The organism is Klebsiella pneumoniae, assembly GCF_000742135.1.
Taxonomy (GTDB): domain Bacteria; phylum Pseudomonadota; class Gammaproteobacteria; order Enterobacterales; family Enterobacteriaceae; genus Klebsiella; species Klebsiella pneumoniae.
Genome location: NZ_KN046818.1, coordinates 4,380,746 through 4,395,467, shown reverse-complemented (window position 1 = coordinate 4,395,467; position 14,722 = coordinate 4,380,746). Strand labels below are relative to the sequence as shown.

General features: G+C 62.0%; 8 protein-coding genes. 7 read left to right on the top strand and 1 reads right to left on the bottom strand.

What is annotated here, in order from left to right; genetic code table 11:
* Positions 1-269: 269 nt before the first annotated feature.
* Positions 270-1,544 carry a dicarboxylate/amino acid:cation symporter gene (locus tag DR88_RS04990; RefSeq protein WP_004149053.1) on the bottom strand — a complete coding sequence of 425 codons (1,275 nt, stop codon included), beginning with the start codon at positions 1,542-1,544 and terminating at the stop codon, positions 270-272.
* Positions 1,545-1,844: 300 nt separating this feature from the next.
* On the opposite strand from DR88_RS04990, the gene DR88_RS04995 reads away from it, so the two are divergent.
* From DR88_RS04995 to trhP, 7 genes are all read left to right on the top strand, one after another.
* Entirely contained in the window at positions 1,845-3,083 is a 1,239-nt protein-coding gene (locus DR88_RS04995) for an MdtA/MuxA family multidrug efflux RND transporter periplasmic adaptor subunit (protein WP_004149054.1), read from the top strand.
* Positions 3,083-6,205, top strand: a complete 3,123-nt coding sequence (locus DR88_RS05000) for an MdtB/MuxB family multidrug efflux RND transporter permease subunit (RefSeq protein WP_004149055.1) — start codon at positions 3,083-3,085, stop codon at positions 6,203-6,205. Before DR88_RS04995 ends, DR88_RS05000 begins: the two co-directional genes overlap by 1 nt.
* Positions 6,206-9,283, top strand: coding sequence for a multidrug efflux RND transporter permease subunit MdtC (gene mdtC, locus DR88_RS05005; protein WP_004149056.1), 3,078 nt, complete (start codon positions 6,206-6,208; stop codon positions 9,281-9,283). It abuts the gene before it with no gap.
* Position 9,284: 1 nt separating this feature from the next.
* Positions 9,285-10,700 (top strand): MFS transporter, encoded by a 1,416-nt coding sequence (locus tag DR88_RS05010; protein WP_004149057.1) that lies wholly within the window; start codon positions 9,285-9,287, stop codon positions 10,698-10,700.
* A complete protein-coding gene (baeS, locus tag DR88_RS05015) occupies positions 10,697-12,175 on the top strand; it encodes an envelope stress sensor histidine kinase BaeS (RefSeq protein WP_004149058.1) in 1,479 nt (492 codons plus the stop codon). The genes DR88_RS05010 and baeS overlap by 4 nt, the downstream gene beginning before the upstream one ends.
* Positions 12,172-12,894 (top strand): envelope stress response regulator BaeR, encoded by a 723-nt coding sequence (gene baeR / locus DR88_RS05020; protein ID WP_025862095.1) that lies wholly within the window; start codon positions 12,172-12,174, stop codon positions 12,892-12,894. The genes baeS and baeR overlap by 4 nt, the downstream gene beginning before the upstream one ends.
* Before the next feature lie 318 nt (positions 12,895-13,212).
* A complete protein-coding gene (gene trhP, locus DR88_RS05025) occupies positions 13,213-14,574 on the top strand; it encodes a prephenate-dependent tRNA uridine(34) hydroxylase TrhP (protein WP_004144192.1) in 1,362 nt (453 codons plus the stop codon).
* The last annotated feature ends 148 nt before the right edge of the window (positions 14,575-14,722 follow it).

Genomic DNA, 14,722 nt, shown 5'->3' with positions numbered 1-14,722 from the left:
AACAGCAGCACAAAAAATAAGATATTGACCTGGCTATATTGTCGGAAATCCGAAAATAATCGCAGGATGCTAAAAAATATCCAGCGCTGGCGGACATAACGTTAAACTCTGACGCTTCCTCGGTATAAAGACGTTACCGCCCGTCTTTATATAATAAAAAACACGCTACACGAGGAAAACTGATACTTCGTCACATTGCCCCTGACGTGCCTGTCAGGGGTCCTTTTTTCCGTGTGGAATAGCGCCCTCAGTGAAAGGGCGCGGCAGGATCAGGCTTCCGCTTTCTCCACTTCCCAGTCCGGCTGCGCTTCCTCGTCGGTCAGCAACCCTTCATTTTTCGACAGCATCGCGGTGGCGATGCCATTACCCAGCACGTTGATGGCGGAGCGCCCCATGTCGAGGAAATGGTCGATACCCATCAGCAGCAGGATCCCGGCGACCGGTATATTGAAGCTGGGGATCGTCGCCGCCAGCACCACCAGCGCCGAACGCGGCACCCCGGCGATACCTTTCGAGGCCAGCATCAGGGTCAGCATCATGACCGTAATCTCGCTAAAGCTCAGCGGCACGTTATAGGCCTGGGCGATAAACATCGCGGCGAAGGAGCAGTAGACCATCGAGCCAACGAGGTTGAACGAGTAGCCAATCGGCAGGACGAACGAGACGATATTGCGCGAGCAGCCAAACTTCACCAGTCGCTCGAGGGTCTTCGGATAGGCCGCTTCCGAGCTGCTGGTGGTAAAGGCCACCAGCACCGGATCTTTCAGCATGTTCAGCAGGCGGAAAACCTCTTTTTTCAGCACCATATAGCCGACGGCAATCAGCACCGCGCTGGTCAACAGCACCGCCAGGTAGTAGCCGCCGATGAACGAAGCATAGTTGAGCAGGATCCCCAGCCCCTGGGAGGCAATCACCGACGAGATGGCGGCGAAGATGGCCAGCGGCGCAACGTACATCACATAGCCCGTCACCTTCAGCATAATGTGCGACACCACGTTAAGGGCCGCCACCAGCGGAGCATTAAACTTCTCCCCCAGCGACGCGCCGGCGATGCCGAAGAACATCGAGAACACCACGATCTGCAGGATCTCGTTGTTGGCCATCGCCTCGGTGATGCTGGTGGGGATAGTGTGCGACAGGAATCCTTTCAGGCTCATGCCGCTGACCGCCAGGCCGGTATCCACCGCCTCTTTCGGCACCGCCAGGTTTAACCCGGCGCCCGGGTGCTGGAAGGTGACGATCACCAGCCCGACGAGAATGGATAATACCGAGGAGGTGATGAACCAGACCATCGCCTTGCCGCCTACCCGGCCGATGGTCGCCGTCTCGCCGAGGCGCATAATGCCGACCGTCAGGGTGCTGAACACCAACGGCGCGATGACCATTTTGATCAACCGCAGAAACAGATCGGTGAGCAGCGTAATATTGTCCGCCCAGGCGGAGACGGTGGTTGGCGTCGCGTAGGCATGGATAGCCGCGCCGGAGAGGATCCCCATCAGCATAAAAATGACGATGAAGAGCGTGAGTTTGTTTGCGTTTGCCACAGCAATGACCCCTGATTATTTAACACGTTGATTTTTAAGTGCATATTTTATTATTATGAGAATGCACTGATTTATTCACCGCATAAATCTAATTAAAGCCCCCGCGGATACAACTATTTTTTGCTTTTTTAAACTAAAAGTTGATATCACCCCGGATATCGGCCGCGGGAGCGCCCGGCGTCGCGGCGGTTATCCAGACATTTCTCAACCTTCTTTTCATAATTCCTCCATTTTTACGGCCCCTTCCCTCACTAAACTAGTATCATTCAGCGAAACGCTTCAGGATGAGACCGTAAACTAATGAAAGGCAGTAACATACGTCGTTGGGGCGCCGCGCTGGCGGTAGTGATTATCGCCGGGGCCGCCTACTGGTTCTGGCACGATCGCGGGACGAGCGGCAGCGGGGCTCCCGCCGCCGGGCAGGGCCCGCAGGGGCCGGGCGGCGCACGCCATGGCCGCTTTGGCGCCGCGCTGGCGCCGGTGCAGGCGGCCACCGCCACCGAAGAAGCGGTCCCGCGCTATCTCACCGGGCTGGGTACGGTAACGGCGGCCAATACCGTCACCGTCCGCAGCCGGGTCGACGGCCAACTGCTGAGCCTTCACTTCCAGGAGGGTCAGCAGGTCAAAGCCGGCGACCTGCTGGCGCAGATCGACCCCAGCCAGTTTAAAGTCGCCCTCGCCCAGGCGCAGGGTCAGCTGGCGAAAGATCAGGCCACCCTCGCCAACGCCCGCCGCGATCTCGTTCGTTACCAGCAGCTGGTGAAGACCAACCTCGTCTCCCGCCAGGAGCTCGACACTCAGCAGTCGCTGGTGGTGGAATCCGCCGGCACGGTGAAAGCTGATGAAGCGGCCGTCGCCAGCGCCCAGCTGCAGCTCGACTGGACCCGCATTACCGCGCCAATTGACGGCCGCGTCGGCTTAAAGCAGGTCGATATCGGCAACCAGATCTCCAGCGGGGATACCACCGGGATCGTGGTCCTTACCCAGACGCACCCGATCGACGTGGTCTTTACCCTGCCGGAAAGCAGCATCGCCACGGTGGTGCAGGCGCAGAAAGCGGGCAAAGCGCTCAGCGTCGAAGCCTGGGATCGCACCAATAAGCAGAAAATCAGCGTCGGCGAGCTGCTGAGCCTCGACAACCAGATCGATGCCACCACCGGGACCATCAAGCTGAAGGCGCGCTTTAGCAATCTGGACGACGCGCTGTTCCCCAATCAGTTCGTTAACGCCCGCCTGCTGGTGGACACCCAGCAGAACGCGGTGGTGATCCCTGCCGCCGCGCTGCAGATGGGCAACGAAGGGCATTTCGTATGGGTGCTGAACGATGAGAATAAGGTTAGCAAACACAGCGTGACGCCCGGCATCCAGGACAGCCAGAAAGTAGTCATCAGCGCCGGGCTTTCCGCCGGAGATCGCGTGGTCACCGACGGGATTGACCGCCTGACCGAGGGGGCGAAGGTGGAAGTTGTCACCGCCAGCAGCGGCGAGCAGGCGCAGCCCGCCCCGCGCCAGAGCGGTAAACACGGAGCGCGTTCCTGATGCAGGTGTTACCCCCAGGCCGCACCGGCGGCCCGTCCCGGCTGTTTATTATGCGTCCGGTGGCCACCACTCTGCTGATGGTGGCGATCCTGCTGGCCGGGATCATCGGCTACCGCTTTCTGCCGGTCTCCGCCCTGCCGGAGGTCGATTACCCGACCATTCAGGTAGTCACCCTCTATCCGGGCGCCAGCCCGGACGTGGTGACCTCCGCCATCACCGCCCCGCTGGAGCGCCAGTTCGGCCAGATGTCCGGCCTTAAGCAGATGTCGTCGCAAAGCTCCGGCGGCGCCTCGGTAGTCACGCTGCAGTTCCAGCTGACCCTGCCGCTGGACGTCGCCGAGCAGGAAGTGCAGGCGGCCATTAACGCCGCCACCAACCTGCTGCCGAGCGATCTGCCCAACCCGCCGGTCTACAGCAAGGTGAACCCGGCGGATCCGCCGATCATGACTCTCGCCGTCACCTCCTCCGCCATCCCGATGACCCAGGTTGAGGATATGGTGGAGACCCGGGTGGCGCAGAAGATCTCCCAGGTTTCCGGCGTCGGTCTGGTGACCCTCGCCGGCGGCCAGCGCCCGGCGGTGCGGGTGAAGCTTAACGCCCAGGCCATCGCCGCCCTCGGCCTGACCAGCGAAACCGTGCGCACCGCTATCACCAGCGCCAACGTTAACTCCGCGAAAGGCAGCCTCGACGGTCCGGCCCGCGCGGTGACGCTTTCCGCTAACGATCAGATGCAGTCCGCTGAGGATTATCGCCGGCTGATTATCGCTTATCAGAACGGGGCGCCGATCCGGCTCGGCGATGTCGCCAGCGTCGAACAAGGGGCCGAAAACAGCTGGCTCGGGGCGTGGGCCAACCAGCAGCGGGCCATTGTGATGAACGTCCAGCGCCAGCCGGGGGCCAACATCATCGACACCGCCGACAGCATTCGCCAGATGCTGCCGCAGCTCACCGAGAGCCTGCCGAAATCGGTGAAGGTGCAGGTCCTCTCCGACCGGACCACCAACATCCGCGCCTCGGTGCGCGACACCCAGTTTGAGCTGATGCTGGCCATCGCCCTGGTGGTGATGATCATCTATCTGTTCCTGCGCAACGTGCCGGCGACCATTATTCCCGGCGTCGCGGTGCCGCTGTCGCTGGTGGGCACTTTCGCGGTGATGGTGTTCCTCGACTTTTCGATCAATAACCTGACGCTGATGGCCCTGACCATCGCCACCGGCTTCGTGGTGGATGACGCCATCGTGGTGATCGAGAACATCTCGCGCTATATCGAAAAAGGCGAGAAGCCGCTGGCCGCCGCGCTGAAGGGCGCGGGGGAGATCGGCTTCACCATCATCTCCCTCACCTTCTCGCTGATCGCGGTGCTAATCCCGCTGCTGTTTATGGGCGATATCGTCGGCCGCCTGTTCCGCGAATTCGCCGTCACCCTTGCCGTCGCTATTCTTATCTCGGCGGTGGTCTCCCTGACCCTGACGCCGATGATGTGCGCCCGTATGCTAAGCCACGAATCGCTGCGTAAGCAGAACCGATTCTCGCGAGCCAGCGAGCGTTTCTTCGAACGGGTGATCGCCGTCTACGGCCGCTGGCTGAGCCGGGTGCTGAATCATCCGTGGCTGACGCTCGGCGTCGCCCTGAGCACCCTGGCGCTGTCGATTATCCTGTGGGTCTTTATCCCGAAAGGCTTTTTCCCGATCCAGGATAACGGCATTATCCAGGGTACCCTCCAGGCGCCGCAGTCGGTCTCCTTCGCCAGCATGGCCGAGCGCCAGCGGCAGGTGGCCAGCATTATCCTTAAGGATCCGGCGGTGGAGAGTCTGACCTCCTTCGTCGGCGTCGACGGCACCAACCCGGCGCTGAACAGCGCCCGCCTGCAGATCAACCTCAAGCCGCTGGACGAACGCGACGACCGCGTCCAGACGGTGATTAGCCGCCTGCAGCAGGCGGTGGACGGCGTCCCCGGCGTGGCGCTCTACCTGCAGCCGACCCAGGACCTGACCATCGACACCACGGTGAGCCGCACCCAGTATCAGTTCACCCTGCAGGCAAACTCCCTCGAGGCGCTGAGCACCTGGGTGCCGCCGCTGCTCAGCCGCCTGCAGGCCCAGCCGCAGCTGGCCGACGTCAGCAGCGACTGGCAGGACAAAGGCCTGGCCGCCTATATCAAGGTGGATCGCGACAGCGCCAGCCGCCTCGGTATCTCAATGGCCGATGTCGATAATGCGCTGTACAACGCCTTCGGCCAGCGGCTGATCTCCACTATTTACACTCAGGCGAATCAGTATCGCGTGGTGCTCGAGCAGGATACCGAGGCGACGCCGGGCCTGGCGGCGCTGGAGAATATCCGTCTCACCAGCAGCGACGGCGGCATCGTGCCGTTGACCGCCATCGCCACGGTGGAGCAGCGCTTTACCCCGCTGTCGGTGAACCACCTCGATCAGTTCCCGGTGACCACCATCTCGTTTAACGTCCCGGACAACTACTCGCTGGGCGAAGCGGTGGAGGCGATCCTCGCCGCCGAACAGTCGCTGGATTTTCCGACCGATATTCGCACCCAGTTCCAGGGCAGCTCGCTGGCCTTCCAGTCGGCGCTCGGCAGCACCGTCTGGTTGGTGGTCGCCGCGGTGGTGGCGATGTATATCGTGCTGGGGGTGCTGTACGAGAGCTTTATCCACCCGATCACGATTCTCTCCACCCTGCCCACCGCCGGGGTCGGGGCGCTGCTGGCGCTGTGGCTGGCGGGCAGCGAGCTGGACGTGATCGCCATCATCGGCATCATTCTGCTGATCGGCATCGTGAAGAAGAACGCCATCATGATGATCGACTTCGCGCTGGCCGCTGAGCGCGAGCAGGGCATGCCGCCGCGGGAAGCGATCTACCAGGCCTGTCTGCTGCGTTTTCGGCCGATCCTGATGACTACCCTCGCCGCCCTGCTCGGCGCCCTGCCGCTGATGCTGAGCACCGGCGTTGGCGCCGAGCTGCGGCGTCCGCTGGGGATCGGCATGGTCGGCGGTCTGATGCTCAGCCAGGTGCTGACCCTGTTCACCACCCCGGTGATCTATCTGCTGTTCGACCGCCTGTCGCTGCACCTGAAGCGCCGCTTCCCGCGTCAGGAAGAGGAGGCGTAAGTGAAGTTTTTCGCCCTCTTCATTTACCGCCCGGTGGCGACGATCCTCATCTCGCTGGCCATCACCCTGTGCGGCATTCTCGGCTTCCGGCTGCTGCCGGTAGCCCCGCTGCCGCAGGTGGACTTCCCGGTGATCATGGTTAGCGCCTCGCTGCCGGGAGCCTCGCCGGAGACCATGGCCTCGTCGGTGGCCACCCCGCTGGAGCGCTCCCTGGGGCGGATTGCCGGGGTCAATGAGATGACCTCCTCCAGCTCGCTGGGCAGTACGCGCATCATTCTTGAGTTTAACTTCGACCGCGATATCAACGGCGCGGCGCGCGACGTTCAAGCGGCGATCAACGCCGCGCAAAGCCTGCTGCCGAGCGGAATGCCCAGCCGGCCGACCTATCGCAAAGCCAATCCGTCAGATGCGCCGATCATGATCCTGACGCTGACCTCGGACACCTACTCCCAGGGTGAGCTGTATGATTTCGCCTCCACCCAGCTGGCGCAGACCATCGCGCAGATCGACGGCGTGGGCGATGTCGACGTCGGCGGCAGCTCCCTGCCGGCGGTGCGCGTCGACCTCAACCCGCAGGCGCTGTTCAACCAGGGCGTGTCGCTGGACGCGGTGCGCACCGCCATCAGCGACGCCAACGTGCGCAAACCGCAGGGGGCGCTGGAGGACAGCGCGCACCGCTGGCAGGTGCAGACCAACGATGAGCTGAAGACCGCCGCCGACTATCAGCCGCTGATCGTCCACTATCAAAATGGCGCCGCGGTGCGGCTGGGAGATGTCGCCACCGTCTCGGATTCGGTGCAGGACGTACGCAACGCCGGGATGACCAACGCCAAACCGGCGATCCTGCTGATGATCCGCAAACTGCCGGAAGCCAATATTATCCAGACGGTGGACAGCATCCGCGCCCGCCTGCCGGAGCTGCAGCAGACCATTCCGACGGCTATCGACCTGCAGATCGCCCAGGACCGCTCGCCGACCATCCGCGCCTCGCTGGAGGAGGTGGAGCAGACGCTGGTGATTTCGGTGGCGCTGGTGATCCTCGTGGTGTTCCTGTTCCTGCGCTCGGGGCGCGCCACGCTGATCCCGGCCGTCGCCGTCCCGGTATCCTTAATCGGCACCTTCGCCGCGATGTATTTGTGCGGCTTCAGCCTCAATAACCTGTCGCTGATGGCCCTGACCATCGCCACCGGCTTCGTGGTGGATGACGCTATCGTGGTGCTGGAGAATATCTCCCGCCATCTGGAGGCGGGGATGAAACCGCTGCAGGCGGCGCTGCAGGGGAGCCGCGAGGTCGGCTTTACCGTGCTGTCGATGAGCCTGTCGCTGGTGGCGGTGTTCCTGCCGCTGCTGCTGATGGGCGGCCTGCCCGGTCGCCTGCTGCGCGAGTTCGCCGTCACCCTGTCGGTGGCGATCGGCATCTCGCTGGCGGTCTCCCTCACCCTGACGCCGATGATGTGCGGCTGGCTGCTGAAAAGCGGCAAGCCCCACCAGCCGACGCGCAACCGCGGCTTTGGCCGCCTGCTGGTGGCCGTGCAGGGCGGCTATGGTAAATCGTTAAAATGGGTGCTGAAGCATAGCCGCCTGACCGGCCTGGTGGTGCTGGGCACCATCGCCCTCAGCGTCTGGCTCTACATTTCGATCCCGAAAACCTTCTTCCCGGAGCAGGACACCGGGGTGCTGATGGGCGGCATTCAGGCCGACCAGAGCATCTCCTTCCAGGCGATGCGCGGCAAGCTGCAGGACTTTATGAAGATCATTCGCGAAGATCCGGCGGTGGATAACGTCACCGGCTTTACCGGCGGCTCGCGGGTCAACAGCGGGATGATGTTTATCACCCTCAAGCCGCGCGACCAGCGCCACGAGACGGCGCAGCAGGTGATCGACCGGCTGCGCAAAAAGCTGGCCAACGAGCCCGGGGCCAACCTGTTCCTGATGGCGGTGCAGGATATCCGCGTCGGCGGCCGGCAGTCGAACGCCAGCTATCAGTACACCCTGCTGTCCGACGACCTGTCGGCGCTGCGCGAGTGGGAGCCGAAGATCCGCAAAGCGCTGGCGGCGCTGCCGGAGCTGGCGGACGTCAACTCGGATCAGCAGGACAATGGCGCCGAAATGGACCTGGTCTATGACCGGGATACCATGTCGCGCCTCGGCATCAGCGTCCAGGACGCCAACAACCTGCTGAACAACGCCTTTGGCCAGCGGCAGATCTCTACCATCTACCAGCCGCTCAACCAGTATAAGGTGGTGATGGAGGTGGATCCGGCCTACACCCAGGACGTCAGCGCCCTGGATAAGATGTTCGTCATTAACAGCGACGGCAAGCCGATCCCGCTGGCCTACTTCGCCAAATGGCAGCCGGCCAATGCCCCGCTGTCGGTGAACCACCAGGGGCTGTCGGCGGCATCCACTATCTCCTTTAACCTGCCCACCGGCCGCTCGCTGTCGGAAGCCAGCGAGGCCATTGACCGCGCGATGACCCAGCTCGGGGTGCCGTCGAGCGTGCGCGGCTCCTTTGCCGGTACCGCTCAGGTGTTCCAGCAGACCATGAACGCGCAGGTGATCCTGATCCTCGCGGCTATCGCCACGGTCTATATCGTGCTGGGGGTGCTATATGAGAGCTATGTGCATCCGTTGACCATCCTCTCGACGCTGCCCTCCGCCGGGGTGGGCGCTCTGCTGGCGCTGGAGATCTTCGATGCCCCGTTCAGCCTAATCGCCCTGATTGGGATTATGTTATTAATTGGCATCGTTAAGAAAAACGCCATCATGATGGTTGATTTTGCCCTGGAGGCGCAGCGTAACGGCAACCTGACGCCGGAAGAGGCGATTTTCCAGGCCTGCCTGCTGCGTTTCCGGCCGATTATGATGACCACCCTCGCCGCGTTGTTCGGCGCCCTGCCGCTGGTGCTCTCCGGGGGCGATGGCTCTGAGCTGCGCCAGCCTCTGGGGATCACCATCGTCGGCGGTCTGGTGATGAGCCAGCTGTTAACGCTCTACACCACGCCGGTGGTCTATCTTTTCTTTGACCGTCTGCGGCTGCGTTTTTCGCGTAACTCCTCTCAACCGGTAAGCGAATAACATGACAGACCTCCCGGCCAGCGTGCGCTGGCAGCTATGGATAGTGGCGTTCGGCTTCTTTATGCAGTCGCTGGATACCACCATCGTTAACACCGCCCTCCCCTCGATGGCCAAAAGCCTCGGGGAGAGTCCGCTGCATATGCATATGATTATCGTCTCCTATGTGTTAACGGTGGCGGTGATGCTGCCGGCCAGCGGCTGGCTGGCCGACCGGGTCGGGGTGCGCAATATCTTCTTCACCGCCATCGTGCTGTTTACCGCCGGATCGCTGTTTTGCGCCCAGGCCAGCACCCTCGACCAGCTGGTGATGGCGCGGGTGCTGCAGGGGGTCGGCGGCGCGATGATGGTGCCGGTCGGCCGCCTGACGGTGATGAAGATCGTCCCGCGCGATCAGTATATGGCGGCGATGACCTTCGTCACCCTGCCGGGCCAGGTCGGCCCGCTGCTCGGCCCGGCGCTGGGCGGGGTGCTGGTGGAGTACGCCTCCTGGCACTGGATCTTCCTCATCAATATCCCGGTGGGGATCGTCGGCGCGATCGCCACCCTCTGTCTGATGCCCAACTACACCATGCAGACCCGGCGCTTCGATCTCTCTGGCTTTCTGCTGCTGGCCGCCGGAATGGCGACCCTGACCCTGGCGCTCGACGGCCAGAAAGGGCTCGGCATTTCCCCTGCCTGGCTGGCGGGGCTGGTGGCCGTCGGCCTCTGCGCCCTGCTGCTCTACCTGTGGCACGCCCGCGGTAACGCCCGGGCGTTGTTTAGCCTTAACCTGTTTCGCAACCGCACCTTCTCTCTCGGCCTCGGCGGCAGCTTCGCGGGACGCATCGGCAGCGGCATGCTGCCGTTTATGACCCCGGTGTTTCTGCAGATCGGCCTCGGCTTCTCCCCCTTTCACGCCGGGCTGATGATGATCCCGATGGTGCTCGGCAGCATGGGCATGAAGCGGATCGTGGTCCAAGTGGTCAACCGCTTTGGCTACCGTCGGGTGCTTGTCGCCAGCACCCTGGGCCTGGCGGCGGTCAGCCTGCTGTTTATGTTTAGCGCCCTGGCCGGCTGGTATTACGTGCTGCCGCTGGTCCTGTTTCTGCAGGGGATGATCAACGCCAGCCGCTTCTCCTCGATGAATACCCTGACGCTGAAAGATCTCCCGGACGATCTGGCCAGCAGCGGCAACAGCCTGCTGTCGATGGTGATGCAGCTGTCGATGAGTATCGGCGTGACCATCGCCGGGCTGCTGCTGGGGCTGTATGGCCAGCAGCATATGAGCCTCGACGCCGCCAGCACCCATCAGGTCTTTCTCTACACCTATCTGAGCATGGCGGCGATCATCGCCCTGCCGGCGCTCATCTTTTCCCGGGTACCGGATGACGTCGGCAGCAATACCGTCCTCCGTCGACGCAACAGGAGTGGATCGTGAAATTTTGGCGCCCGGGTATTACCGGCAAGCTTTTCCTCGCTATATTCGCCACCTGCATCGTGCTGCTGATCAGCATGCACTGGGCGGTGCGTATCAGTTTTGAACGCGGGTTTATCGACTATATCAAGCGCGGCAATGAGCAGCGCTTAACCATGCTCAGCGACGCGCTGAGCGAGCAGTATGCCCAGCATGGCAGCTGGGCGTTTCTGCGCAACAATGACCGCTTTATCTTCCAGCTGCTGCGCACCTTCGAACGGGATAATGACGACCGCTCGCCGCCGGGGCACGCCATGAAGCCGGACGCCGCCCCGGACGGGCCGCCGCCGGATGGCCCCCCTGACGGCCCGCGCCCGAGGCCGGAAATGCCGCCCCACGGCTGGCGCACCATGTTCTGGGTGGTGGATCAGTCGGGGCGCGTGCTGGTGGGGCCGCGAGAGCGCGTCCCGGAGGATGGTACCCAGCGCAGCATCGTGGTCAACGGCGCGGAGGTGGGCAAAGTGATCGCCTCGCCGGTAGAGCGGCTGACGCGCAATACCGACATTAACTTCGACCGGCAGCAAAAGCGCACCAGCTGGCTGATTGTCGCCCTTGCCACCCTGCTTGCCGCGCTGGCCACTTTCCCGTTGGCCCGCGGTCTGCTGGCGCCGGTGAAGCGGCTGGTGGAAGGCACCCATAAGCTGGCGGCGGGCGACTTTTCCACCCGCGTGACGGTGACCGGCGGCGATGAGCTCGGCCGCCTGGCGCAGGATTTTAACCAGCTCGCCAGCACCCTGGAGCGCAACCAGCAGATGCGTCGCGATCTGATGGCCGATATCTCCCATGAGCTGCGTACCCCGCTGGCCGTGCTGCGCGGCGAGCTGGAGGCGATTCAGGATGGGGTCCGGCGCTTTACCCCCGAGTCGATTCCCTCTCTGCAGGCCGAGGTGGCTACTCTCACCAAGCTGGTGGACGACCTCCATCAGCTGTCGATGTCCGACGAGGGGGCGCTGGCCTACCAGAAAACCTCACTGGATATCATCACCCTGCTGGAAGTGGCGGCGGGCGCTTTTCGCGAGCGCTTCGCCAGCCGGCAGCTAAGCATTCAGGTGTCGCTCCCGGAGCAGGCGATGATCTTCGGCGACCGCGACCGCCTGATGCAGCTCTTCAACAATCTGCTGGAGAACAGCCTGCGCTATACCGACAGCGGCGGCAGCCTGCACATCACCGCCCGCCGCAGCGGCCGGATGCTGGTGATTGACTTCGCCGACAGCGCCCCCGGCGTCAGCGATGAGCAGCTGGCCCGCCTGTGCGAACGCTTTTACCGGGCGGAAGGATCGCGCAACCGCGCCAGCGGCGGCTCCGGCCTCGGACTGGCGATTTGCCTCAATATCGTAGCGGCCCACGGCGGCACCCTGCGTGCCGACCATTCGCCTTTTGGCGGGGTTAGCATTAAAGTTGAGTTACCTCTGGAACATGATTTACCGAGAGACGTATGACTGAATTGCCTGTAGATGAAAACACCCCACGCATCCTTATCGTGGAAGATGAACCGAAGCTCGGCCAACTGCTGATTGATTATCTGCAGGCCGCCGGCTATGCGCCTGCGTTGATTAACCACGGCGACAAGGTCCTGCCCTACGTCCGCCAGACGCCGCCGCCCCTGATCCTGCTGGATCTGATGCTGCCCGGTACCGACGGTCTGACGCTGTGCCGGGAAATTCGCCGCTTCTCCGATGTTCCGGTGGTGATGGTGACGGCGAAAATCGAAGAGATCGACCGTTTGCTGGGGCTGGAAATAGGCGCCGACGACTATATCTGCAAGCCCTACAGCCCGCGGGAAGTGGTCGCCCGGGTAAAAACCATCCTCCGCCGCTGCAAACCGCAGCGCGATCTGCAGGCGCTGGACGCCCAGAGCCCGCTGATTGTCGACGAAGGTCGTTTTCAGGCCTCCTGGCGCGACAAGCTGCTGGACCTCACTCCCGCCGAGTTCCGGCTGCTGAAAACCCTCTCCCAGGAGCCGGGCAAAGTGTTCTCCCGCGAACAGCTACTCAACCATCTGTATGACGATTATCGGGTAGTCACCGATCGCACCATCGACAGCCACATCAAGAACCTGCGGCGCAAGCTGGAGGCGCTGGACGCCGAGCAGTCGTTTATCCGCGCGGTGTATGGCGTTGGCTACCGCTGGGAAGCGGACGCCTGCCGGCTGTCGTAGTTAGCCTTTTCCCGGCTCGCGCTGCGCTTCGCCGGGCTACACGTTCACCGCCATCTGCAATCCGTAGCCCGGGTAAGGCGTTTACGCCGCAACCCGGGGAACTCCCTAGAGCCTATCCCACCAGACGTTATTAACGCTGTCAGTGTGAGCACTGCCCAGGTTCAAAATGGCAAACAAATTAGCCATACTGAAAGATACCTATCTGATATTTACTCCCCTTCGCCGCGGCGCTACAATGCCCGCCCTTAATGTGGGGACACTCCCCAACTCGCCGCACCAGGTGCGGCGAATCTGACCTGTCATCAGAACGAGAACACCATGTTTAAACCAGAACTCCTCTCCCCGGCGGGAACGCTGAAGAATATGCGTTACGCTTTCGCCTATGGCGCCGATGCCGTTTATGCCGGTCAGCCTCGCTACTCGCTGCGCGTGCGTAACAACGAATTCAATCACGAAAATCTGCAGCTCGGCATCAATGAAGCCCACGCGCTGGGTAAAAAATTCTATGTGGTGGTCAACATCGCCCCGCATAACGCCAAGCTGAAAACGTTTATTCGCGATCTGAAGCCGGTGGTGGAGATGGGTCCGGACGCGCTGATCATGTCCGATCCGGGTTTAATCATGCTGGTGCGGGAACACTTCCCGGAGATGCCGATCCATCTTTCAGTGCAGGCCAACGCCGTCAACTGGGCGACGGTCAAATTCTGGCAGCAGATGGGGCTGACCCGCGTGATCCTGTCGCGTGAACTGTCGCTGGATGAAATCGAAGAGATTCGCCGCCAGGTGCCGGAGATGGAGATCGAGATTTTCGTCCACGGCGCGCTGTGCATGGCCTACTCCGGCCGCTGCCTGCTCTCCGGGTATATCAACAAGCGCGACCCAAACCAGGGGACCTGCACCAACGCCTGCCGCTGGGAATACAACGTGGCGGAAGGCAAAGAGGACGACGTCGGCAACATCGTCCACAAATATGAGCCGATCCCGGTGCAGACCGTGGAGCCCACCCTCGGCATCGGCGCGCCGACCGATAAAGTCTTTATGATTGAGGAAGCCAAACGTCCGGGCGAGTACATGACCGCCTTTGAGGACGAACACGGCACCTACATCATGAACTCGAAAGATCTGCGGGCTATCGCCCACGTTGAGCGTCTGACCCAGATGGGCGTTCACTCGCTGAAGATCGAAGGCCGCACCAAATCCTTCTATTACTGCGCGCGCACCGCTCAGGTTTACCGCAAGGCGATCGACGATGCCGCCGCCGGCAAACCGTTCGATACCAGCCTGCTGGAGACCCTGGAGGGGCTGGCCCACCGCGGGTACACCGAAGGCTTCCTGCGCCGCCATACCCATGACGATTATCAGAACTACGAGTACGGCTACTCCGTCTCCGAGCGCCAGCAGTTTGTCGGCGAATTCACCGGAGAGCGTAACGGCCCGCTGGCGGCCGTGGCGGTCAAAAATAAGTTCAGCGTCGGCGACAGCCTTGAGCTGATGACCCCGCAGGGTAACGTCAATTTCACCCTTGAGCATATGGAGAATGGCAAAGGCGAAACCATGCCGGTGGCCCCGGGCGATGGCTATACCGTCTGGTTGCCTGTGCCGGACGACCTGCCCCTGCAGTATGCCCTGCTGATGCGCAACTTTACTGGTCAAACAACCAGAAATCCGCATGGTAACTAGTTAATTTGCGTTATTTTTTCACGATGTAAGGATATTAGAATCGGATCACATACCGTTTCGATCGAAACAGGTATCATCCATTTCGCTGAAAAACATAACCCATAAATGCTAGTTGTACCAGGAACCACCTCCTTAGCCTGCGTAATCT

Coding starts and splice junctions, on each gene's coding strand:
- DR88_RS04995 (WP_004149054.1), top strand. CDS start 1,845: ATGAAAGGCAGTAACATACGTCGTTGGGGCGCCGCGCTGGCGGTAGTG.
- DR88_RS05000 (WP_004149055.1), top strand. CDS start 3,083: ATGCAGGTGTTACCCCCAGGCCGCACCGGCGGCCCGTCCCGGCTGTTT.
- DR88_RS05010 (WP_004149057.1), top strand. CDS start 9,285: ATGACAGACCTCCCGGCCAGCGTGCGCTGGCAGCTATGGATAGTGGCG.
- baeR (WP_025862095.1), top strand. CDS start 12,172: ATGACTGAATTGCCTGTAGATGAAAACACCCCACGCATCCTTATCGTG.
- trhP (WP_004144192.1), top strand. CDS start 13,213: ATGTTTAAACCAGAACTCCTCTCCCCGGCGGGAACGCTGAAGAATATG.